This window comes from Croceibacterium soli (genome assembly GCF_009828065.1).
Taxonomy (GTDB): Bacteria; Pseudomonadota; Alphaproteobacteria; order Sphingomonadales; family Sphingomonadaceae; genus Croceibacterium_B; species Croceibacterium_B soli.
This window is the reverse complement of sequence record NZ_WTYK01000002.1, coordinates 286,889-308,429: the sequence shown is the minus strand read 5'-3', so window position 1 is coordinate 308,429 and position 21,541 is coordinate 286,889. Positions and strand designations below refer to the sequence as shown.

22 protein-coding genes and 2 pseudogenes are annotated in these 21,541 nt (G+C 66.0%); 15 read left to right on the top strand and 9 right to left on the bottom strand.

The window, feature by feature from the left end:
* Positions 1–150 precede the first annotated feature (150 nt).
* The 5 genes from GRI75_RS04620 to rpsF form a co-directional block, all read right to left on the bottom strand.
* Positions 151–1,587 (bottom strand): AMP nucleosidase, encoded by a 1,437-nt coding sequence (locus GRI75_RS04620; protein ID WP_160745783.1) that lies wholly within the window; start codon positions 1,585–1,587, stop codon positions 151–153.
* A gap of 70 nt (positions 1,588–1,657) precedes the next feature.
* The gene (locus tag GRI75_RS04615) at positions 1,658–2,680 is read right to left on the bottom strand and encodes an SDR family oxidoreductase (protein WP_160745782.1); all 1,023 of its coding nucleotides are present in this window, start codon (positions 2,678–2,680) and stop codon (positions 1,658–1,660) included.
* Positions 2,681–2,881: 201 nt separating this feature from the next.
* Entirely contained in the window at positions 2,882–3,499 is a 618-nt protein-coding gene (rplI, locus tag GRI75_RS04610; RefSeq protein WP_160745781.1) for a 50S ribosomal protein L9, read from the bottom strand.
* 13 nt (positions 3,500–3,512) lie between these two features.
* The gene (gene rpsR, locus GRI75_RS04605; protein ID WP_160745780.1) at positions 3,513–3,737 is read right to left on the bottom strand and encodes a 30S ribosomal protein S18; all 225 of its coding nucleotides are present in this window, start codon (positions 3,735–3,737) and stop codon (positions 3,513–3,515) included.
* The gene (gene rpsF / locus GRI75_RS04600; RefSeq protein ID WP_160745779.1) at positions 3,737–4,099 is read right to left on the bottom strand and encodes a 30S ribosomal protein S6; all 363 of its coding nucleotides are present in this window, start codon (positions 4,097–4,099) and stop codon (positions 3,737–3,739) included. The genes rpsR and rpsF overlap by 1 nt, the downstream gene beginning before the upstream one ends.
* 562 nt (positions 4,100–4,661) lie before the next feature.
* Between rpsF and GRI75_RS04595 the strand changes: the two genes are divergently transcribed.
* Both GRI75_RS04595 and GRI75_RS04590 read left to right on the top strand, forming a co-directional pair.
* Entirely contained in the window at positions 4,662–5,294 is a 633-nt protein-coding gene (locus tag GRI75_RS04595) for a response regulator transcription factor (protein WP_160745778.1), read from the top strand.
* 622 nt (positions 5,295–5,916) lie between these two features.
* Positions 5,917–6,864 carry a DUF808 domain-containing protein gene (locus GRI75_RS04590; protein ID WP_160745777.1) on the top strand — a complete coding sequence of 316 codons (948 nt, stop codon included), beginning with the start codon at positions 5,917–5,919 and terminating at the stop codon, positions 6,862–6,864.
* Positions 6,865–6,875: 11 nt separating this feature from the next.
* Here the strand turns inward: GRI75_RS04590 and GRI75_RS04585 are convergent, their stop codons facing one another.
* Together GRI75_RS04585 and GRI75_RS04580 are read right to left on the bottom strand one after the other, a co-directional pair.
* Positions 6,876–7,124 carry a hypothetical protein gene (locus tag GRI75_RS04585; RefSeq protein ID WP_160745776.1) on the bottom strand — a complete coding sequence of 83 codons (249 nt, stop codon included), beginning with the start codon at positions 7,122–7,124 and terminating at the stop codon, positions 6,876–6,878.
* Entirely contained in the window at positions 7,124–8,563 is a 1,440-nt protein-coding gene (locus tag GRI75_RS04580; RefSeq protein WP_160745775.1) for a glutamate ligase domain-containing protein, read from the bottom strand. Before GRI75_RS04580 ends, GRI75_RS04585 begins: the two co-directional genes overlap by 1 nt.
* A 99-nt stretch (positions 8,564–8,662) precedes the next feature.
* On the opposite strand from GRI75_RS04580, the gene GRI75_RS04575 reads away from it, so the two are divergent.
* From GRI75_RS04575 to GRI75_RS04550, 6 genes are all read left to right on the top strand, one after another.
* On the top strand, positions 8,663–9,487 hold the full coding sequence (locus GRI75_RS04575) for an LD-carboxypeptidase (protein WP_160745774.1): 825 nt from the start codon (positions 8,663–8,665) through the stop codon (positions 9,485–9,487).
* A 22-nt stretch (positions 9,488–9,509) separates the two neighbouring features.
* Positions 9,510–10,445 (top strand): ACP S-malonyltransferase, encoded by a 936-nt coding sequence (gene fabD, locus GRI75_RS04570; protein WP_160745773.1) that lies wholly within the window; start codon positions 9,510–9,512, stop codon positions 10,443–10,445.
* A 27-nt stretch (positions 10,446–10,472) separates the two neighbouring features.
* Positions 10,473–10,871, top strand: coding sequence for a GxxExxY protein (locus tag GRI75_RS04565; RefSeq protein ID WP_328597926.1), 399 nt, complete (start codon positions 10,473–10,475; stop codon positions 10,869–10,871).
* Between the two features lie 50 nt (positions 10,872–10,921).
* The gene (gene fabG, locus GRI75_RS04560) at positions 10,922–11,674 is read left to right on the top strand and encodes a 3-oxoacyl-[acyl-carrier-protein] reductase (protein ID WP_160745772.1); all 753 of its coding nucleotides are present in this window, start codon (positions 10,922–10,924) and stop codon (positions 11,672–11,674) included.
* Positions 11,675–11,841: 167 nt separating this feature from the next.
* A complete protein-coding gene (dnaN, locus tag GRI75_RS04555) occupies positions 11,842–12,969 on the top strand; it encodes a DNA polymerase III subunit beta (RefSeq protein WP_160745771.1) in 1,128 nt (375 codons plus the stop codon).
* Between the two features lie 38 nt (positions 12,970–13,007).
* The gene (locus GRI75_RS04550) at positions 13,008–13,400 is read left to right on the top strand and encodes a GxxExxY protein (RefSeq protein ID WP_160745770.1); all 393 of its coding nucleotides are present in this window, start codon (positions 13,008–13,010) and stop codon (positions 13,398–13,400) included.
* 37 nt (positions 13,401–13,437) lie between these two features.
* Here GRI75_RS04550 and GRI75_RS04545 read toward each other — a convergent pair whose 3' ends face one another.
* Positions 13,438–14,757 carry an FAD-dependent oxidoreductase gene (locus tag GRI75_RS04545; protein ID WP_160745769.1) on the bottom strand — a complete coding sequence of 440 codons (1,320 nt, stop codon included), beginning with the start codon at positions 14,755–14,757 and terminating at the stop codon, positions 13,438–13,440.
* Positions 14,758–15,077: 320 nt separating this feature from the next.
* Here GRI75_RS04545 and GRI75_RS04540 point away from each other — a divergent pair, with 320 nt between their 5' ends.
* From GRI75_RS04540 to GRI75_RS14425, 3 genes are all read left to right on the top strand, one after another.
* Entirely contained in the window at positions 15,078–17,588 is a 2,511-nt protein-coding gene (locus GRI75_RS04540; protein ID WP_235911303.1) for an EAL domain-containing protein, read from the top strand.
* 68 nt (positions 17,589–17,656) lie between these two features.
* Positions 17,657–19,474, top strand: a complete 1,818-nt coding sequence (lepA, locus tag GRI75_RS04535) for a translation elongation factor 4 (protein WP_160745767.1) — start codon at positions 17,657–17,659, stop codon at positions 19,472–19,474.
* A gap of 394 nt (positions 19,475–19,868) precedes the next feature.
* Positions 19,869–20,027 (top strand): hypothetical protein, encoded by a 159-nt coding sequence (locus GRI75_RS14425; RefSeq protein WP_202389593.1) that lies wholly within the window; start codon positions 19,869–19,871, stop codon positions 20,025–20,027.
* Positions 20,028–20,048: 21 nt separating this feature from the next.
* Here the strand turns inward: GRI75_RS14425 and GRI75_RS04530 are convergent, their stop codons facing one another.
* Complete coding sequence (locus GRI75_RS04530; protein WP_160745766.1) at positions 20,049–20,210, bottom strand: Flp family type IVb pilin; 162 nt, start codon at positions 20,208–20,210, stop codon at positions 20,049–20,051.
* A 79-nt stretch (positions 20,211–20,289) separates the two neighbouring features.
* Here GRI75_RS04530 and GRI75_RS14545 point away from each other — a divergent pair.
* The 4 genes and pseudogenes from GRI75_RS14545 to GRI75_RS04510 all read left to right on the top strand — a co-directional run.
* A pseudogene (locus GRI75_RS14545) lies at positions 20,290–20,448 on the top strand (hypothetical protein); the annotation flags it as partial.
* Between the two features lie 236 nt (positions 20,449–20,684).
* A complete protein-coding gene (locus tag GRI75_RS04520) occupies positions 20,685–20,936 on the top strand; it encodes a hypothetical protein (protein WP_160745765.1) in 252 nt (83 codons plus the stop codon).
* Entirely contained in the window at positions 20,933–21,148 is a 216-nt protein-coding gene (locus GRI75_RS04515) for a DUF2283 domain-containing protein (protein ID WP_160745764.1), read from the top strand. The genes GRI75_RS04520 and GRI75_RS04515 overlap by 4 nt, the downstream gene beginning before the upstream one ends.
* A gap of 5 nt (positions 21,149–21,153) precedes the next feature.
* Positions 21,154–21,333 (top strand): annotated as a pseudogene (locus GRI75_RS04510) (hypothetical protein); the annotation flags it as partial.
* Between the last annotated feature and the right edge of the window lie 208 nt (positions 21,334–21,541).

Sequence of the window (21,541 nt, the reverse complement as noted above, 5' to 3'; positions counted from 1 at the left end):
GGGGGCTAAGTTGCGCAAGATTCCGAGGAGTGACGAGGGTAGACGGCGGGCTGCCCGCCAGCGGGCTCGCCTGGCGCAAGCAGGGAAAATTGCCGTCGTCGCCATGTTCGTGCTTTGCGCGGTGCTTATCGCGATACAGCTCTAGCGCGATTACCTGAACGGGGGTTCGTTGAACGCCCGCAGCTTGCGCGAATGCAGCCTCGGCCCTTCCGCACGCAGGAGTTCGCAAGCGCGGATGCCGATCTGCAGATGGGCGGCGATCGCCTGTTCGTAGAACACGTTGGCCTGCCCTGGCAGCTTGATCTCGCCGTGCAGCGGCTTGTCGGAGACGCATAGCAGCGTGCCGTATGGGACTCGGAAGCGATAGCCCTGTGCGGCGACCGTGGCGCTTTCCATCTCGATGGCGACGGCTCGGCTTTGCGAGAGGCGCAAAGCCGTCTTGCTGTAGCGCAGCTCCCAGTTGCGGTCGTCGGTCGTGACCACCGTACCCGTGCGCATGCGCTGCTTGAGGTCTGACCCTTGCGCGCCGCTGACTTCCTCCGCCGCGGCGGCAAGCGCCTGCTGCACTTCGGCGATGGCCGGGAGGGGGATCTCCGGCGGCAGGACATCGTCCAGCACGTGATCGTCGCGAAGGTACGCGTGCGCGAGGACGAAGTCGCCGATCTTCTGCGTCGGCCGGAGACCGCCGCAGTGGCCGATCATCAGCCAGGCTTCCGGCCGCAGCACGGCAAGGTGATCGGTGATCGTCTTCGCGTTGGAGGGACCGACGCCGATATTCACGAGAGTGATCCCCATGCGGTCCGGCGCCATCAGGTGATAGGCCGGCATCTGGTGGCGCCGCCAGGTCGTCTCGTTGAGCTGGATCCGGGCGTGCTCGGTGCGGCGGTCGAGCATGAGCCCGCCGGCGCCGGAGAGCCCGGTGTAGAAACCCTCTCCGACCTGCAGACCGGCCCAGTCGGCGAACTCGTCGATATAGCGGTGGTAGTTGGTGAACAGCACGAAGCGCTGGAAGTGTTCGGGCGCGGTGCCGGTGTAGTGGGCCAGGCGCGCCAGCGAGAAATCGGTTCGCAGCCCGTCGAACAGCGACAGCGGCATGGTTTCGCCGGGGTCGTCGAAGCCGATGCAGTCGGCTAGCTCGTCGCCGATCAGCGCGAGCTCGGTCGTGGGGAAGTGACGGGCCAGCTCCATCGGGCTGACGCCGGCCATCGCCAGGCCATGGAAGCCGTCGAGGACATAAGGGAAAGGGATTTCCTGCTGCGAGCGGACGCAGTCGATTTCCACGGCATAGTCGGCGATCAGCAAGTCGAGCTGTTCGGCAAGGTAGTCGGCGAACAACAACGGCCGGGTGACGGTGGTCTCGTAAGTGCCCGGCAGGTGCAAGCGGCCGAAGGCGCGGGATCTGTCGACGGCCTTGCCGCCACCGAAGAAGCGGACGCGCAGAGCTGGATAACAGTAGCTCCCGTCATGCCGCCGCTCGGCCGGAGGCGCCGCCCCGGTGCGGGCATATTCGGCGATGTCGGTCCGGAGGCACTCGACCGCGGCCTCGTGGATGGCGGTCAGTTCGGCGATGGCTTCGCGGGAGTTCATCTCTCCGAGCTAGCGCAGCAATCGCGAAGGCGAAACCAGAACCGGCGGGAAGCGCTCTCACGGCGCCGCTTCAGTCGCTCCGGCGCGATCCTGCTACGCCGATTGCCACAGCCGCGGCTGCCGCCCCGACCGTGAGCATGGCGGTCGTGAGCGGGTGCATCTGCGCCTCGAGCGCCAGGCTGGTCTTGCGCACGTGCCGGCCCTGGTTCGATCGCATGCGGCCGTCCGCGCGCGGCTCGAACAGGTTGTCCGCTGCGCCAGGCTCCGGCGGAATGTCGGAGGTCTGGGCGGCTTCGCCCATGAAGTGCTCCATGACCCTGTCGGTCACACCGGGCATCAGGTTGCCGATTTTGGTAATCATGAAGCCCTGGCCGCCGACGAGAAGTTCGCGCCGCTGGTTCTCGCATGCGAAGCAGATCGCCTTGGCGACCAGCTCGGGATCGTAGAGCACCGGCGGCAGCGAGGCGGGCTTGTCCATCTTGTTGCGGGCATGCTCAGGGTAGGGCGTGTCGATGCTGTTGGGCTTGATCAGCGTGACCGAGACGCCTGCCTTGTCCCGCTCCAGCTCCATCCGCAGCGCTTCGGTGAAGCCGAGCACGGCGTGCTTCATCGCGCTGTACGGACCCTGCAGCGGGATTGCCCGCTCCGACAGGACCGAGCCGACGTTGATCAGCGCCCCGCCGCCGCGCTGGCGGAGCTTGCGGGCGGCGTAGAGCGAGCCCGCGACGGTGCCGAAATAGCCGACGTCGAACACCCGGCGGTGCTCTTCCTCGCTGGCTTCATCGAGGGTTCCGTAAAGCGAGACGGCAGCATTGTTGACCCAGCTGTCGAAGCCGCCGAACTCGCTGTCCGCCACTTCGCCGACGCGCTCCGGATAGGAGGAGTCCGCGACATCGGCGACGCACCAGGCAGCGCGGCCGCCGTCTCCGCGAATCCGCTCCGTCGCTTCCCGCAGCGCTTCGGCGTTGCGCGACACCAGCACTACGGCGGCGCCTGCCTGCGCGGCGCGGCGAGCCGTGGCGAGGCCAATGCCCGACGATGCTCCGGTGATGACGATGGTCTGCTGGCTTAGGGGCTTGAGATCGATGCTCACGGGGCTTCTCCTTCCCCTGACCAATCACTTCGAGGAGCGATCGTGCCGGCTGTGCGCCGGAAGGGTGCCGGCGAGCGGCGGTCCGCGAGAGCCGTCCTTCGACAGGCTCAGGACGAACGGAGGGCGGGGTCGCTCGAGCAAAGAAAAAGGGCGCGGTCCCGGTGGACCACGCCCTTTTCTGTTTCGTAGCTGCGTAAGCTATCAGGCTTCGTCGGCTTCGCCTTCGGACTCTTCGGGTCTCTCGAGCATGTCGGCAGGAATCTCGCCGGGGGCGAGGGTGCGATCCTGCTCCTCGGTGAAACCTTCGTCCGAGCGACCGTCTTCGAAAGCCTGAGCCATCACGTCGACGCCCTGGCGCTGCAGTTCGGCTTCGTCGTCCGAACGGGCCACGTTGGCCTTGATCGTGACGCGCACTTCCGGGTGCAGCGCGATGGTGACGTCGTGCATGCCGATCGTCTTGATCGGGCTGCCCATGATGACCTGGCGCTTGTCGACACTGTGGCCCTGCTCTTCGAGCGCGGCAGCAATGTCGCGAACGTTGACGGAACCGTAGAGCTGGCCGGAGTTCGACGAAGCGCGGATCAGGACGACCTCGGCTCCGGCGACCTTCTCGCCCATCTTCTCGGCATCGCTGCGGCGCTCGGCGTTTTCGGCCTCGAGGCGTTCGCGGTTGGCTTCGAAGACCTGCTTGTTCGACTCGTTGGCGCGCAGCGCCTTCTTCTGCGGCAGCAGGAAGTTGCGAGCGTAGCCGTCCTTGACGGTCACGACATCGCCGATGCCGCCGAGCTTCTCGATGCGTTCGAGGAGGATGATGTCCATGGGTCTGTCCTCCTTACTTTACGATGTAGGGCAGCAGGCCCAGGTGGCGGGCGCGCTTGATCGCCTTGGCCAGCTCGCGCTGCTTCTTGCCGGAAACGGCGGTGATGCGGCTCGGCACGATCTTGCCACGCTCGGACATGAAGCCCTGCAGCAGGCGCACGTCCTTGTAGTCGATCTGCGGGGCGTCCTTGGCCGCGAACGGGCAGGACTTGCGGCGGCGGAAAAACGGACGGGCCATCAGTCGTCTCCCCGCTCGCGGCGGCGGGTCCGCTCACGCTCGTTCTTGCGCATCATGGCCGACGGGCCGGTCTCGTGCTCGTCGACGCTGACGGTGAGCCAGCGGATGATGTCTTCGTTGATCCGGTTCTGCCGCTCGAGTTCCTGGACCAGCGTGCCCGGACCTTCGATGTTGAGCATCACGAAGTGCGCTTTGCGGTTCCGGTCGATCTTGTAGGCCAGGTTCTTCAGGCCCCAGGTCTCGGTCTTCACGACCTTGCCCTGGTTGTTCTCGATGATCTCGGTGGTGGCGGCAGCCAGGGAATCTACCTGAGCCTGGCTCAGATCCTGGCGCGCGAGAAATACATGCTCATAGAGCGGCATGCGCGCAATCCTTTCATGTCCATGCCGATCGCTGGCTGATCCGCGCGGATCGCGGGGGCCCCTCCGGCTTTCTTCGATTTCCGGGAGCCTCGGGCTGCCGCGGAAGGCGCGCACATACAGCTTTCGGGCGCGAATGCAAGGGCGGCCGGGCCCTCATCCAAGCTCCGCTAGCCAGCAAGCTCGCGGCCCTCATCCAACTCCGGCTAGGCAGCAAAGCTGCCAAGCCTGCGTATCCTTCTCCCACTAGTGGGAGAAGGAAACAGACAGCAAGCTCTCGGCCAGCTCCTTCTTTCACTCGTGGGAGAAGGAAAACGAGAAGACCTCACGGTCCTCCTCCTTCTCCCACTCGTGGGAGAAGGATACGTAGCCTTAGCCCCGAAGGGGCTTAGGCGAAGTTGGATGAGGGCCGAGCGGCCCGCACCAGCTTCAACCTGGCCCGGTTATCGCACTGTTAAGGACAAACACCTATCGGCTGTCCGCGGGAACGCGAAAATAGCGCCGGCCACGCTTGCTCGGGTTCGCGGGCAGGCGCAAGCAATGGCTGCCGAGGAGTACAAGAAGAATGGCAACGCGGCCACACGTCCACGTCATAGATCCCGACTTCCGCCGGCGGGCGCACATCGCTTACGAGCTTTTGCAGCGGAACATCCACGCGGAAGTCTATGAAGACGTCGAGGAGTTCGGCGCGCGGAACCCTGACGAGGGGGCGGTGCTTGCGGTCGACAATCCGGCCCACTGCGATGCCCGGGCGCTGATCCAGATTCTTGAAGGCGCCGGGCGGCTTCCCGTCGCGGTCTATTCGGAGGAGCCCTCTCCCGCCAGGATCGTCAATGCGATGCTCGCGGGTGCGCTGGACTACCTGCAGTTTCCGTTCGAGGACAGGCTGCTCGACAAAGCGGTAGAGCGGCTCACCAACGAGGGCGACCGGCGCGCCGAACAGGCCTGCCGGCGGGCCGAGGCGAAAGCTGCCGTGGAGGAACTGAGCGCGCGTGAACTGCAGGTCCTGGTGTCGATGGTGCAGGGCAATTCCAACAAGGAGATCGCCCAGACGCTCGGCATCAGTCCCCGCACGGTGGAGATCCATCGCGGTAACATGATGCGCAAGCTCAAGGCTCGATCGAGTTCGGATGCCATTCGGATGGCGGTGTACGCAGGACTGGACGCTTCGGACGATCGTCATCCGATTGCTGCCTGAGGGCCAGGAGTGCCCCGACCCACGCGCCCAGCAGGGAGCAGGCCGGGTCTTGCGAACCGACTTCGACCGGTGGGTTCGTCTGGCCGGGAAAGCGTACGCTCGCGTCGAACATGCGCATCCGGTTCCCCGGCGCGCAGCGGAGCGCGAAACCGATCGGCGGTGCCATCAGGGCGAGGGCGGCTGAGTCGAGAGCTCCGCATGAGAGCAAGGCTTCGAATTCATCCTCCCCCAGTTCGCACCGCACGACGGTTCTCAGCGGGGCCGGTGCCAGTTGCACGAGATGGAAGGCGTGGCGCAGAAGAGTCTCCACGCTATCACGCGCGGCACCCGCCTGGCGACGCGACAATCGCCCCAAAGCGGCGAACCAGAATCCGGGCTCCAACGCCTCGATTTCCGCCTCAAGTTTCACTGAATGGTCACCTTTGCTGCAACAAGATGGTTAACTTGTACGCGACCGGCGTACGAAAGTAATGTTTCGTTTCGGCGTTATCGCTGCATGCAGCTGTCGGTCCTCGGGCCACAAGCCGGCGCGCCGGCGTTATCGGGATGGCGATCGCCCTTGCATCGCATCGGCAGCTTGGCCACTGGCGCAGGAAGTTCGACGCGTGTTGGAGGATCTGACTTGCCCGGTGGATTGATGGCCCTGCTCGACGACGTCGCGGTGATTGCCCGCGCCGCTGCCGCTTCCGTGGACGACGTCGGCATCGCCGCCGCCCGCGCGGGGAGCAAGGCGGCCGGCGTCGTGATCGACGACGCGGCGGTCACTCCGTCCTACGTCACCGGCTTCACCCCAGCGCGCGAACTGCCGATCATCGCCCAGATCGCCAAAGGCAGCTTGAAGAACAAGCTGCTGATCCTGCTGCCCGCAGCGCTGCTGCTCAGCGCCTTCCTGCCCTGGGCGATCACGCCCATCCTGATGCTCGGCGGCCTCTATCTGGCATATGAAGGCGCGGAAAAGGTGCTGGAGAAGCTCGGCGGTGAAAAGCACGGGCAGACCCTCGAGGACCCCATCGAAGATGTCGCCGAGTTCGAAAAGCAGCGAGTCGCGGGCGCGATCCGTACCGACCTGATCCTCTCGGCGGAGATCATGGCGATCACCTTGGCCGATGTGTCGGCCGAATCGCTCACGACCCGCGCGCTGATCCTCGCGCTGGTCGGCCTGGCGATCACCGTGCTGGTCTACGGCGCGGTCGCGCTGATCGTGAAGATGGACGACGTCGGCCTGCATCTGGCGCAGCGCTCTTCAGCCACGGCAAGGCGGCTCGGCGACGTGCTGGTCCATGCGATGCCGAAGCTGCTGACGGTGCTGTCCTTCATCGGCACCATCGCCATGCTGTGGGTCGGCGGCGGGATCATCCTGCACGGGCTGGAGGAGCTTGGCGTGCACGGCCCGTCGGATGTTGCCCATGCCATCCAGCATGCGGTCGAGGAAGCCAGCGGCGCGCTATCCGGCGTGTCGGGCTGGTTCACCTATGCCGCGGTCTCGGCGTTGGTCGGGCTGGTGCTCGGGTCTCTCGTCGCGTTCGTGCTGCACAAGGTCCTGGGGATCGGACTCAAGAAAGCGCACTGATCTGAAGCGGGCTACCGCAGGCGCTTGCCCTTGCGCCAGCGCTGCAGCAGCACGCCGATCGTGTAGGGCACCGCTATCACAACCGTCCGCAAGGCCAGCGTTGCGAGCACCTCGGTAACGCTGACGTAAGGCACGCTGGCGATCGTGGTCACGGTGGTCCAGCCAAGCACGACGATGATCATCGCCTTGACTTCCTTGCGGCCGAGCGTGCCGACCTGCCAGCCCAGCAAGCCGGCGATGAACGCGGCGACGAACTCCATCAGCCGTTCCGCTGCGCGTCGAGGCCAGCCAGTATGCTCCTGGCGAACTCGGTCAGAGTATCGTCCCTCGCGCCCATCACCACGATTCGGTCGCCGGGACGGGCGATCTCGACGATACGGCGGCCGCAGTCCTCGCGGCTCGGAATGTATTCGGCGGATCCGCCGGCTTCCTCGATCAGCCTAACGATGCGCTCGCTGCCCTCGCTGCGATCCACGGTGCCGCCGAAGTAGACCGGATCGCACAGGATCGTCAGGTCTTCGGATCCGAGCTCGTGCGCGAAAGTGCGCGCCAGTTCGTGTCCCATTTGCCGGAGCGGGCCGTAGCCATGAGGCTGGAAGAACGCGATCACCCGTCCGGGATGCGCCTTCAGCGTGCGCAGGGTGGCGCGGCACTTCTCCGGATTGTGGCCGAAGTCGTCGATCACCGTGACGCCGGAGGCGCTGGTGCCGATCACGTCGAACCGGCGGGCCAGCCCGGTGAAAGTGGCCAGAGCGCTCACTGCGTCGGAGACCGGAACGCCCGCCGCCACCGCCCCGGCGATGGCAGCCAGCGCGTTCGCCAGGTTGTGCCGCCCGGGCATGCGCAGGTGCAGCGGATGCGTGCTGCCGTTGCGTCGGTCGACAAGAATCGCACGAATGCCGGCCGGCGTGTGCTCGATCGTGTCGGGCTGAATGCCGATGGTCGCCTCCGCGTCGGTGATGCCGAACGAGATCACGCCGCTCGCATGCTCCGCGATCAGCCGGGCCTCCTCGTCGTCCCAGTTCGCCGCGACCCGCTGCGAGGTCAGCACGAAGCCGGAGAACAGGGCGCGCAGCTCCTCCATGCTCTTGTGGTCTAGGCTGACGTTGAGCAGGACCGCGACTTGCGGACGGTAGAGCGCGATGGATCCGTCGCTCTCGTCGACTTCGGACACGAACACGCCGCCAGCGCCGACTTTGGCACTGGCGAACGGCGCATCGGCGGCGACGAAGTTCTTCATCACCGCACCGTTCATGATCGTCGGATCGCGCCCGAACTGGTGCATGACCCAGCCGAGCATTCCGGTGACGGTCGACTTGCCGCTGGTCCCGCCCACCGCGATCCCGCAGGGCGAGGCGTTGAACAGCGTCGCCAGAAGCTCGGCACGAGTCATGCGCGGGCAGCCGAGTTCGCGGGCGCGAACGACTTCCGGCACCGTGTCCTCGATCGCGGCGGAGGCGACGAGCGTCTGCTCCGGCGAGGTGATGCCGCTGCCGTCCTGCGGGAACAGGCCGAAGCCCTGTGCTTCGAGCCAGGCGAACTTCTCCGGCGAGCGGCCCTGGTCGCGGCTGCGGTCGGATCCGGCCACGTCCGCGCCGAGCCCCTTGAGGATCGTCGCAAGCGGCAGCATTCCGGACCCGCCGATGCCGCAGAAGAACCAGGGATGGGCGGTGAGGTCGGCGGGCGATGTGTCGGGCATGGGACGTGCTATGTGCCAACAACCTGCCAGTTTCAATCGCCCGCCACCCCTTGCCGGCGCGGGGGTGACGAAACGCTGGGGGCGGGGTAGTCCCGGGCCATGACCCGCATCGCCATCTGCGCACCCGCAACTCCGATCACCCGCGCAGATGCGGCGCGAGTGCAAGCGATAGCGTCCGCGGAGTTTCCTTCCTTGCAGCTCGAGTTCCACGAGCAGTGCTTCGCCGAAGCCGGTCATTTCGCCGGGCCCGATGCGGAGCGGCTCGCGGCACTGCTCGACTGCGCGAACTCCGGCGCAGAGGCCGTGTGGTTCGCCAAAGGGGGATATGGCTCGAACAGGATCGTGGCCGAGGCGGTCGAGCGGCTGAGCGGACGCGGTGCGGAGCAGCAGTGGCTTGGCTATTCCGACTGCGGTTATCTCCTGGCGGCGGCAAACCGCTACCGGTTTGCGCAAGCCGTCCACGGGCCGATGCCGGTCGACGTACGGCGAGACGGCGGCGAAGAGGCGGTCCGTCGCGCGCTGGGCTGGCTGGCGGGTTCGACGGAAGGGCTGGAGCCCGGCCTGAACGAGCAGCCCGCCGTGGCCTTCAACCTCACCACGCTGGCGATGCTCTGCGGCACCCGCTTCCTGCCGGACCTTACCGGCCGCGTCGTCCTCGTCGAGGAAGTGGCCGAGCACCTCTACGCTGTCGACCGCCTGTTCTTCCACGTGACCGAGCACTTGCGCGGGATCGCCGCGCTGAGGCTCGGGCGGCTCGGCGCGGTGCCGGAGAACGATCGCCCGTTCGGTACCGAACCCGAAGACATCGCTCGCGACTGGTGCGCGCGGGCCGGCATAGCCTACCTCGGGCGCGCCGATATTGGCCACGATGCTGCCAACAGGATCGTGCCGTTCGACCTTGCAGCAGGCGACGCCCGCTCCTAACCGGCCGGGAAAGGAGACCGCTATGAGAGCTTTCATCTTCCCCGGCCAAGGCAGCCAGAAAGTAGGCATGGGCGCCGACCTGGCCGACGCCAGCGCCGCAGCGCGCGAGGTATTCCAGGAAGTGGACGAGGCGCTCGGCCAGGGCCTGTCGAAGATCATGCGCGATGGGCCGGAAGAGACCCTGACCCTGACCGAGAACGCCCAGCCGGCGATCATGGCCAACGCCATCGCCGTCTTGCGCGTGCTCGAGAAGGAAGGCGGTCTCGCAATCGCCGACAAGGCCGATTGCGTCGCCGGCCACAGCCTCGGCGAATACACCGCTCTCTCCGCCGTCCAGGCGTTCTCGCTCGCCGACACCGCCCGGCTGCTCAAGCTGCGCGGGCTGGCGATGCAGGCCGCGGTGCCGGTGGGCCAGGGCGCCATGTGCGCGCTGCTCGGCGCCGACATCGACAAGGCCACCGCGTTGGCGGAGGCGGCCGCCGAAGGCGAAGTTTGCGAGGTGGCCAACGACAACGATCCCGGGCAGGTGGTTCTCTCAGGCCATCGCGCCGCGATCGAGCGCGCGGTCGCTCTGGCGAAGGAACACGGCATAAAGCGCGGCGTCCTGCTGCCGGTCTCCGCACCGTTCCACTGCTCGCTGATGCAGTCCGCCGCCGAAGCAATGGAAGAAGCGCTCGGCCGCACGTCGCCGCAGCCTTTCCTCCTGCCGCTCTACGCCAACGTCACCGCCGCCGCGGTCACCGACCCGCTCGAAGAGCGCCGCTTGCTCGTCGAACAGGTCACCGGCCGCGTACGCTGGCGCGAGAGCGTGCTGGCGATGAAAGCGGCGGGCGTCGACCACTTCGTCGAACTCGGCGGCAAAGTCCTCGGCCCGATGATCGGCCGCACGGTGGAGGACGTCACCGTCACGAGCGTAGTGACGATGGCCGATATCGAAGCGCTGGCGAAAAGTATTTAGGCGCTCGCAGAGGCGCGGAGGCGCAGAGTGGTTTCACCTCCCATCGACGAACTGAGTGGCATCGTGGTGGACGAGTGCGTTCGCATTCATCGCGAGCTTGGCCCCGGCTTACTGGAGTCGGTCTACGAAACCGTTCTCTTCGGAGCGTTGGGCCGTCGCGGGATTCCCATCGACCGGCAACAGCCGGTCGAAATTCATTATGACGGCCTGCGCTTCCCTGGCGCGTTTCGTATCGATCTGCTGGTGGACAGGCGTTTGGTCCTCGAGATCAAGTCGGTGGACAGCTTGACGAACCTGCACGCGAAGCAATTGCTGACCTATCTTCGGCTGACCGGTCTTTCCGTCGGTCTGCTGCTCAATTTCTCTGGCGAAACCATGAAGCAAGGCATCCGAAGGGTCGTAAACAACCACGGTCCGGCACGATAACTCTGCGCCTCCGCGCCTCTGCGAGCGCAAAAAAATCAGGAGCAACTGCAATGTTCGACCTCACAGGAATGACCGCCCTCGTCACCGGCGCAGCCGGGGGGATCGGCTCCTCGATCTCGCGCGCGCTGGCGCGGCAGGGGGCGCGGTTGGCGCTCTCGGGCTCCAACTCCAGCAAGCTCCGCTCCTTTAGAGAGGAGCTGAACGACGAGTTCGGGCACGACCACGTCGAGATCACCTGCGATCTTTCCAACACCACTCAGGTCGAGGAGCTCATTCCCGCGGCGCTCGACACGTTCGGCAAGCTCGACATCGTGGTGAACAATGCCGGCATCACCCGCGACAACCTGGCCATGCGGATGAAGGACGAGGAGTGGGACCAGGTCATCCGGATCAACCTCGAAGCCGCATTCCGTCTGATACGCGCCAGCGCGCGGCCGATGATGAAGGCTCGGTTCGGGCGAATCATCACGATCACCAGCGTCGTCGGCGCGACCGGCAATCCGGGTCAGATGAACTACGCCGCGGCCAAGGCCGGGCTCGTGGGCATGACCAAGAGCTTCGCGCAGGAAGTCGCCAGCCGCGGGATCACCGCCAACTGCGTGGCGCCGGGCTTCATCCGTACGGCGATGACGGAAGTGCTGCCCGACGCGCAGAAGGAGGCGCTCAATGCCCGCATTCCGATGGGCCGCATGGGCGAGGGCGGGGATGTCGGCGCCGCGGTCGCCTATCTCGCCAGCAAAGAAGCGGAATACGTCACCGGGCAGGTCCTGCACGTGAACGGCGGCATGGCGATGTTCTCCTGAAGGCGCGCTTTGCCCGTGTTTATCCCCAGCTTCCCCTTGCCGGGAGCGGACGAGCCTTGCTGCCCGCTCCCCTCGCGCTAAGGGTAAGAGGAGATATTCCGGCGCTGATAGGCGATTCCGGTCGATGCCGGTCCGTTTAGGCGCGCAAGGGGGTTAGAGAACGACCGATGAAGGCCACGATCGAACGCGCCAAGCTGCTGCGCTGCCTGTCCCACGTGCAATCCGTGGTCGAACGGCGCAACACGATCCCGATCCTGTCCAATGTCCTGATCGAAGCGTCGGGTGACGGGCTGGTCAGGGTCATGGCCACCGACCTCGACCTCCAGGTCGTCGAAAGCCTCGAGGCCGTCTCGGTCGACGGCGCCGGCGCGATCACTGTTTCCGCCCACCTGCTGTTCGACATCGCCCGTAAGCTGCCGGACGGCAGCCAGGTGAGCCTGGAGACGGCCGACAACCGCATGACCGTCAAGGCCGGGCGCAGCCGCTTCCAGCTGCCGACGCTCCCGCGCGACGATTTCCCGATGATCGTCGAAGGCGACCTGCCGACCAGCTTCGAGATCCCGGCCAAGACGCTTGCCGAGCTGATCGACCGCACCCGCTTCGCAATTTCGACCGAAGAGACGCGGTACTACCTCAACGGCATTTTCCTGCACGTGACGGACGAGGACCAGCCGGTCCTCAAGGCCGCCGCGACGGATGGCCACCGCCTTGCGCGCTTCACCCTGCCGCGTCCCGAAGGCGCTGCGGGCATGCCGGACGTGATCGTGCCACGGAAGGCCGTGGGCGAACTGCGCAAGCTGCTCGAGGAAGCGCTCGACAGCAACGTCCTGATCGACCTCTCGGCCAGCAAGATCCGCTTCACGCTCGGCGGCGAGGGCGGCATGGTCCTGACCAGCAAGCTGATCGACGGCACGTTCCCCGACTACAGCCGCGTCATTCCGACCGGGAACGACAAGCTGCTGAGGGTCGATCCGAAGAGCTTCTACGAAGGCGTCGACCGCGTCGCGACGATCGCCACGGAGCGCACCCGCGCGGTCAAGATGGGCCTGGAGCAGGACCGGGTGACGCTCTCGGTCACCAGCCCCGACAACGGCACGGCGTCCGAAGAAGTGCCGGCGCAGTACAGCTCCGACGGCTTCGAGATCGGCTTCAACGCGAACTACCTGAAGGACATCCTCGGCCAGATCGACGGCGATACGGTCGAACTGCACCTAGCCGACGCCGGCGCCCCGACGCTGATCCGCCAGGACAGCAACAGCCCCGCTCTCTACGTACTGATGCCGATGCGCGTTTAGTTGTTCACGCCGAGGCGCAGAGACGCGGAGAGTTCGGGATGAAGCCGATCGATCACGTCACCTCGGATGTTCTGAACGAAGCCATTCGCATTCATCGTGGGCTTGGGCCAGGTTTGCTGGAGAGCGTATACGAGTCCGTCCTCGCGGCCAGTTTGGAGCGCATGCGGTATAAGGTCGATCGGCAACTGCCGATCGACGTTAAATTCGACGGACTGCGGTTCCCCGGCGCGTTTCGTGTCGATCTGATGGTGGACAACAGACTGATCCTCGAGATCAAGTCTGTTGAAAAGATCGGGCGGGCCCACGGCAAACAGCTGCTGAAATACCTACGCCTGACAAACCAGCCCGTAGGGCTGCTTCTCAACTTTGCTGCCGCGACGATGAAGGAAGGTATCCAAAGGGTAGTGAACGACTATCGTCCGCCCACCTGACTCTCTGCGTCTCTGCGCCTCGGCGTGAACCAGAATCTCACTCCCGCCGCGCCCTGATCATCGCCTCGACGTCGACGAACTTCTCGCGCGGGGCGCTCTCCCGGGCCGCCTTTTCCTCGGCTTCCTCGATCTTCTTCCAATCGCGAAAGGTGACGACGTCCAGGCCGCGCTCCGCGGCCAGGGCGTCGAAGCCGGCGCGGCCTTGCTTCTCCCCGTGGCCGAGGGCACCGCTGTCGATATCCTCGCGGATCTTCTCCACCAGCGCATAGCCGTCTGGGCGGTTCGTGCCGATCGTGCCGGAAGGGCCGCGCCGGGCCCAGCCGACGCAGTAAAGGCCTGGGAGGATGCGCCCCTCGTCGTTGGCGAAGCGGCCGGCGCGTTCGTCGAACGGGACGTCAGGGATCGGCGCGGTGCGGTAGCCGATGCAGCTGACCACCAGCGATGCCGGGATGCTGTAGGTCTCGCCCGTGCGCTCGGCACGGCCGTCCGTCACCCTCGTGCGCTCGACTTCGATGGCCTCGACTTCGCCGCTTCCCGTCAGCGCGAGGGGCTGGGCGAAGAAATCGAACTCGATCGCCACCCTCTTCGCGGCGCGGGCATGCTCCGGCATGGCGGCGAAGCCGCGCAACAGCGTCACCGACTTGCGCAGCCCCGGCTCTAGCAGCGCGTCTTCGGTTTCCTCCGGAAGGTCGCTGGGATCGACATGCGGCGCGGCGCGCTCGAGTTCTCCCAATTCGCCGAGTTCCTTCGGCGTCATCATGATCTGGTGGGGCCCCCGGCGGCCGAGGAAGACGATGCGCTCGATATTGGAGGCGGCCAGCCGGTCGAGCGCATGGGCGACGATGTCGCTGCCGTCGAATTCCCGCGGCGTCTTGGCGAGGATACGGGCGACGTCGAGCGCGACGTTGCCCATGCCGATAATTACGGCGGTTGTCCCGGACAGGTCCGGATCGAGCTCGGCGAACTGCGGATGTCCGTTGTACCAGCCCACGAACGCCGCACTGCCGAACACATTGCCGAGTTCCGCGCCGGAAATCTCGAGCGGCCGGTCTTGCGGGGCGCCGGTGGCCAGGACCACGGCGTCATACAGCTCACGCAGTTCGGGGATGCTCACATCGCGCCCGATCGCCACATTGCCGGCAAAGCGGACGTTGTCGCTCAGCGCGGTCTTCTCGTAACGCCGCGAAACCCCCTTGATCGACTGGTGATCGGGCGCGACGCCGCTGCGGATCAGTCCGTAGGGCACCGGCATCAGATCGAAGATATCGACCCGTATGTCCTCTCCGAACGCCTTCTGCGCGGCTTCTGCGGTGTAGTATCCTGCGGGGCCGGAGCCGATAATCGCGATGTGGCGCATTGGGCCTCCTTCCCCCAAGCTTAGCCGGCTTGTCCTGCGCTGCAAGAAGACCCTGCGATATCGCGAAGATTTCGCTGCGATTAACCGATTCTCAAGCGCGTGGGGGCCAGAACCCGTCCATGAACGGGGGACTCGCAGAAGCACACCAGGGGCAGGATCATGCTCCGGGCGAAGCAGGGGAACGCTTGCCTGCGCCTCCCATCCCCTCCGCCCTCGCGGAGCCCTCGGACGCCAGGGCCCCGGAGCGCCGCAGAGGCTCCCGCCGGAACACGTCGGAAGACAGGCTGCCCCCAGCCGATTGCGAGGCCGAGCAGCCGACGATGCTGCCTTCCGGTTGGCGCAATCTCGTGCTGGCGCTGTTCCTGGCGATCGCCCTGAACTGCGGCTTGGCCGGGCAGCTTCCGCCTCCTCCCGCGATGATCTGTTTCCTGCTGGCGATGTGCGGCATCCTCAGCCTCAGGATGGCCCGCCTGGCTGAGCTGAGCGCGGAAGGCGCAAGCCGCTATGTGCCTGTCCTCCTAGCCGTCTTGGTCCCCATGGGGGCCTTCAGCGCGGGCACCGTGCTGTGGGCGACGAACGGGCTGCTGGCCACTGGGGAGGTGATCGCCACCATGGTCGCGGTCTCCACCGTGGCGGCAGCCCATTTCCGCAAGCACGCCGCGCTCATCCTGGTGATCCAGTTGGCGGCCTGGGCGCCGGTGGTCGTGTTCGGCTTGCCTGTCGCCGGAGCCGCATGGTTTGCGATTGGCGGCATTGCCGCGGTTTTCGTCGCACGAGAGCAGGCGCGGGCCGACAGCGAACGCACGCAGCAACGGCAGGCGCGTGAACGTGCACAGACCCGGGCGCGGGACATCCTCGCGGATTACGAGGAGACCGGGCAGGGATGGTTCTGGGAAACAGACCGCCGTTCGCAGCTCACTTATGTTTCAGGCCCCGTCGCCAAGCTGCTCGGTCAGACTCAGGACGCGCTCATCGGCCAGCCGCTCACCGCGCTGTTCAATCTCGATCGGGGTGAGGAAGGGGAGCGGACGCTGCTGTTCCACCTGTCTGCGCGATCGGCGTTCCAGGAACTCGCCGTTCGCGCCGCCAGCAGGCCGGGCGAGCGCTGGTGGTCGATAAGCGGGCGGCCGGTCTACGATCAATACGACAATTTCGTGGGGTTCCGCGGCTCGGGCACAGACCTGACCGAAAAGCGGCGCAGCCAGGAACAGGCGTCGCGTCTCGCGCACTACGATTCGCTCACCGGCTTGGCGAACCGCCTGCAGATGTCGCAGCTCCTCGAGAAGATCCTGTCGGCTCGACAGCAGATGAACCGATGCTGCGCGGTCATGCTGCTCGATCTGGACCGCTTCAAGCAGGTCAACGATACGATGGGCCATCCCGCGGGCGATGCGCTGCTCAAGCAGGTCGCCCAGCGGATCGAGCGCGTCGTCGGCAAGCTCGGCCGGGTCGGGCGATTGGGCGGCGACGAATTCCAGGTCATCGTGCCCCAGCGTCTCGACCGCGCGCGGCTCGGCAACCTGGCGCTCGACATCATCAACGCCGTTTCGCAGCCTTATGCGGTCGAGGGGCACAGCATCGTCATCGGTGCGTCCGTCGGCATCGCCATCGCACCCGACGATGGGGCCACCAACGATCAGCTGATCCGCAACGCCGACCTCGCGCTCTACGCCGCCAAGGACGCGGGTCGCGGGCGGTTCCACTTCTATGCGGAGAATCTGCACGCCGTCGCGGAAGCGCGCGCGGAAGTGGAGAAGGACTTGCGCAAGGCGATCGTCCAGGGCGAGCTCCAGCTGTTCTACCAGCCGGTGGTGTCGACCGCGAGCGAGCGGATCGCCGGGTTCGAGGCGCTGCTGCGGTGGAACCATCCGGAGAAGGGCTGGATCCCGCCCGACAAGTTCGTCTCGGTCGCGGAAGACAGCGGCCTGATCGCGCAGATCGGCGAGTGGGCCTTGCGCACCGCCTGCCACCACCTCGCCAGCTGGCCGGCGGAAGTGCGCTGCGCCGTCAACGTGTCGCCGCTGCAGTTCGCCAACCGGGAGCTGCCGGCGATCGTCACCAGCGCGATCGCGCAGGCGGGGATCGATCCCTCGCGGCTCGAGCTCGAGATCACCGAGAGCGTGTTCCTCAACGACGACGAGGGCACCGAGGCGATGTTCGCCGCGCTCAAGCGGATCGGGGTACGCCTGGCGCTCGACGACTTCGGAACCGGCTATTCCTCGCTCGGCTATCTGAAAACCGCGCCGTTCGACAAGATCAAGATCGACCAGAGCTTCGTGCGCGGGGCTACCGAGCCGGGCAGCCGCAACGGCGCGATCATCGCCTCGATCACCAGCCTGGCCCAGGCGCTGGACATGGACACCACTGCCGAGGGTGTCGAGACGCTCGACGAGCTCGACCTCGTGCGGATGCACGGCTGCAGCCACGTCCAGGGCTTCATCTACGATCGCCCCCTCGACGCCGCGGCCGCGACCGAGCGGCTGAGGACCGGCCTCGCCGCGGTCGCCAAAGGCCCGCGCTCGTCCCGCGCGCCGCGCCAGCGGATGCTGCGCCGGGTCATGCTCGAGCATTCGGGCCAGGTATACAGCGCCACCATCCGCAACATGTCCGGCACCGGGGCGCTCATCGAAGGGGTCTGGAACGTGCCGGTCGGCACCGTCTTCAAGGTCCAGCTCTCGGAGCGGCAGACCATCGCCGGAACGGTTCGCTGGTCGGCGCAGGACCGCATCGGCCTCGAGTTCGCGGAAGCGCTTAGGCCCGACGGCAGCGGCTGGAGCGAAGCGGCGCAAGCCCGGCCCAGGCTCGCCAAGCCGCTGATCAAGGCCGGCTGAGCGAGAGCCGGGAAGGGCCGCGCAAGCTACCTGCTGACAGCGCATCATCTCGCGGCTAAGGGCGGCGGATGACTGACTTGGCGCTGATCCGCAACTTTTCCATCATTGCCCACATCGACCATGGCAAGTCGACGCTGGCCGACCGGCTGATCCAGGCCACGGGCGGCCTGACCGCGCGCGAGATGAGCGAGCAAGTCCTTGATTCCATGGACATTGAGCGCGAGCGCGGGATCACCATCAAATCCCAGACCGTGCGCCTGGACTACACCGCGCAGGACGGGCTGACCTACGAGCTCAACCTGATGGACACCCCCGGCCACGTCGACTTCGCCTACGAAGTCTCCCGCTCCCTCGCCGCCTGCGAAGGCGCGCTGCTGGTGGTCGACGCGGCGCAAGGCGTAGAAGCGCAAACCCTCGCCAACGTCTACCAGTCGATCGAGCACGACCACGAGATCGTGCCCGTCATCAACAAGATCGACCTCCCCGCGGCCGAACCGGAGAAAGTCCGCGCCGAGATCGAGGACATCATCGGCATCGACGCCAGCGAAGCCGTGCTGACCAGCGCCAAGAGCGGCATCGGCATCCCCGACGTGCTCGAGGCGATCGTCAAGAAGATCCCGCCCCCCAAGGGCGACCGCGCCGCCCCGCTGAAAGCCATGCTGGTCGATTCCTGGTACGATCCCTACCTCGGCGTGGTGATCCTGGTGCGCGTGCTCGACGGGGTCATCAAGAAGGGCCAGCAGGTCAAGTTCATGCAGGGCGGGACCGAGCACCTGATCGACCGCGTCGGCTGCTTCACCCCCAAGCGCGTCGAGCTGCCCGAGCTCGGCCCGGGCGAGATCGGCTTCGTCACCGCGCAGATCAAGGAAGTCGAGCAGGCCAAAGTCGGCGACACCATTACCACCGCGAAAGGCGGCGCGACCGAGGCCCTGCCCGGCTACAAGGAAGTGCAGCCGGTGGTGTTCTGCGGCCTGTTCCCGGTCGACGCCGCGGACTTCGAGAAGCTGCGCGAGAGCATCGCCCGCCTGCGCCTGAACGACGCCAGCTTCAGCTTCGAGATGGAGAGCAGCGCCGCGCTCGGCTTCGGGTTCCGCTGCGGCTTCCTCGGCCTGCTGCACCTCGAGATCATCCAGGAGCGGCTGACCCGCGAGTTCGACCTCGACCTCATCACCACCGCCCCCTCGGTCGTCTACCGCATCCAGCTGAACAAGAGCCGGACGGACGACGCGCGCGAGATCATGCTGCACAACCCGGCCGACTATCCCGATCCCAGCCGGATCGAGCTGATCGAGGAGCCCTGGATCAAGGCGACCGTCTACACCCCCGACGAGTACCTCGGCCCGATCCTCAAGCTGTGCCAGGACCGGCGCGGCATCCAGCGCGACCTGACGTACGTCGGCGGCCGCGCCCAGGTGACTTACGAGCTGCCGTTGAACGAAGTGGTGTTCGACTTCTACGACCGCCTGAAATCGATCACCCGCGGCTATGCCAGCTTCGACTACGAGCAGATCGGCCTGCGCGAAGGCGACCTCGTGAAGATGAACATCCTGGTCAACAACGAGCCGGTCGACGCCCTGAGCATGATCGTCCACCGCAGCGTGGCCGAAGCCCGCGGCCGCCACATGTGCGAGCGCCTCAAGGACCTGATCCCGCGCCACCTGTTCAAGATCCCGATCCAGGCCGCCATCGGCGGCAAAGTGATCGCCCGCGAAACCATCGCCGCCCTGCGCAAGGACGTCACCGCCAAGTGCTACGGCGGCGACATCAGCCGGAAGAAGAAGCTGCTGGAAAAGCAGAAGAAGGGCAAGGCGCGGATGCGGGAGTATGGCAATGTGAGCATCCCGCAGGAGGCGTTTATTGCGGCGTTGAGGATGGGGGAGGAGTAGGCGGCGGAGAGCGGTTCTTCCGGACCAGCTTCCCCCTCTTTCGTCATCCCGGACTTGATCCGGGATCCATGCTTCCGCCGCTGGCGACGGTGCAGGTGGCGAGATCGACCCTAAAACGAGTTCAGGGTGACGAGTGGGGGAGGGGGGCAAGTGTTATCCGCCGAACTCGCCTCCGTATGGCTTTCCGTTCCGCACAACCGCTCCTCCCGTCATCGTGATCCGGGATCCATCCCGCAGCCGCGGGCCGCGGTGCCGGTGGCGAAACGGGCCCTGGAACGAGTTCAGGGTGACGCGTGGGGGAGGGCGATCCGGTTTCTCCTTCCTCGTCCCATCGCTCGCCCGCTCCGTCGCGGCAGGTGCTTGTGTGGAGGCGGCGCGGCTCTAGGCTGGCGGTATGGGCAAGCAGAAGGCACTTCCCCTCGGCCTGGGCATCGCCATCGGCGTGGCGATCGGCGCGGCCATGGACAACATCGGCATGGGCATCGGCATCGGGATCGCCCTGGCGATCGCGCTGGGGCTGGCCATGAACGGGCGTTCCGGCGGTGCGGAGTGACACAGGCCGAGCCGGTGTGCTCTACCGCCCCGCCATCGCGTCGGTGATCGTGTTGAAGACGTCCGCCAGGTTCAGGCCGAGCATCTCAAAGGCGATGACGCATGCGAGCGAGATCAGCGCCGCAATCAAGCCATACTCGATAGCCGTGGCGGCCGTTTCGTCACGTAGTAGCTGCCGCATCATTTCCCCCGCTCCTCCGATGATGCGGCCTCTTAGGTGGGCGGAGTTACCAAGGGGTTCCCCCGCCTGGTGAAGGGAGCCCGCGCCGCGCAGTGGACGCACCGCCAAGTGCTACGGCGGCGAGATCAGCCGCAAGAAGAAGCTGCTGGACAAGCAGAAGAAGGGCAAGGCGCGGATGCGGGAGTATGGCAATGTGAGCATCCCGCAGGAGGCGTTTAGCGCGGCGTTGAGGATGGGGGAGAACGACGCGCGGTTCAGCCGCGCCCCTCTGCCACCCCCTTCGTCATCCCGGACTTGGTCCGGGATCCATCCAACAGATGCGACGGACGGTGCCGGCGGAGAATTGGACCCTGGATCAAGTTCAGGGTGACGAAGCAGGGCAGAGATCGCTCCGCTTCGGAAGCAAAGTCTTGGGCACCGGGTGCCCCTGGTCTATGACCGGCTTCGGGCATGCCGCCGGGGAGGGGAGAGGCAAGGGTGGGCACCACGCGCTATTTCGAGGAGCAGGTGCTGCGCAAACGGCCCTATCTGACGGTCGAGATATGCAGGGGTGTGCTGGCCGATCCTCTGCACCAGGAGGTTCAGGATGACGGCCGCGTGCGGCACTGGGGCAGGGTTGCCTTGCCAGACGAGCCGGAAATGCGCATCTTGCGCGTTGTGACGCTGGAGGATGGCGAGACGATCCATAACGCCTTCCTCGACCGCGGATTTCGTGAGGACCGGCGATGAAGCTGCATTATTACCCGGAGACGGACAGCCTCTATATCGAGCTGCGCGCCGCGCCCTCGGCCGAGACGCGCGAGATCGCCGCCGGGCTCAATGTCGATTTTGACCAGGACGGCAACGTTGTCGGGCTCGACATCGACGGCGCTTCGAAGAAGCTCGACCTGACCAGCCTCGAAGCGACCGATCTGCCCTTCGCCTCGCTCAAGGCTGCTTGAGCGGGCGGGAGATTAACGCCGCGCTGCGCAAGGACGTGACGGCGAAGTGCTCTGGCGGGGATATCACGCGCAAGAAGAAGCTGCTGGAAAAGCAGAAGAAGGGCAACGCGCGGATGCGGGAGTATGGGAATGTGTCGATCCCGCAGGAGGCGTTTATTGCGGCGTTGCGGATGGGTGAGGAGTGAGGCGGCGCCCACGTGTAAGCGAGGATTGCGAAGCAACCGAAGCTTAGACGCGGATCAAGCGCCGTCACGGCCGGGGGCGGGTGAAGCCTCCAGCGAGCCGAGCCCTTTGACGACGCGGCTTTGCCGCGGCGGCTTAGCAGACCTCAATTGCAGTCGGTTGAGTTTGCAAATCGGGGACAACACGGATGCAGGCAGTTCCAAACGCAAG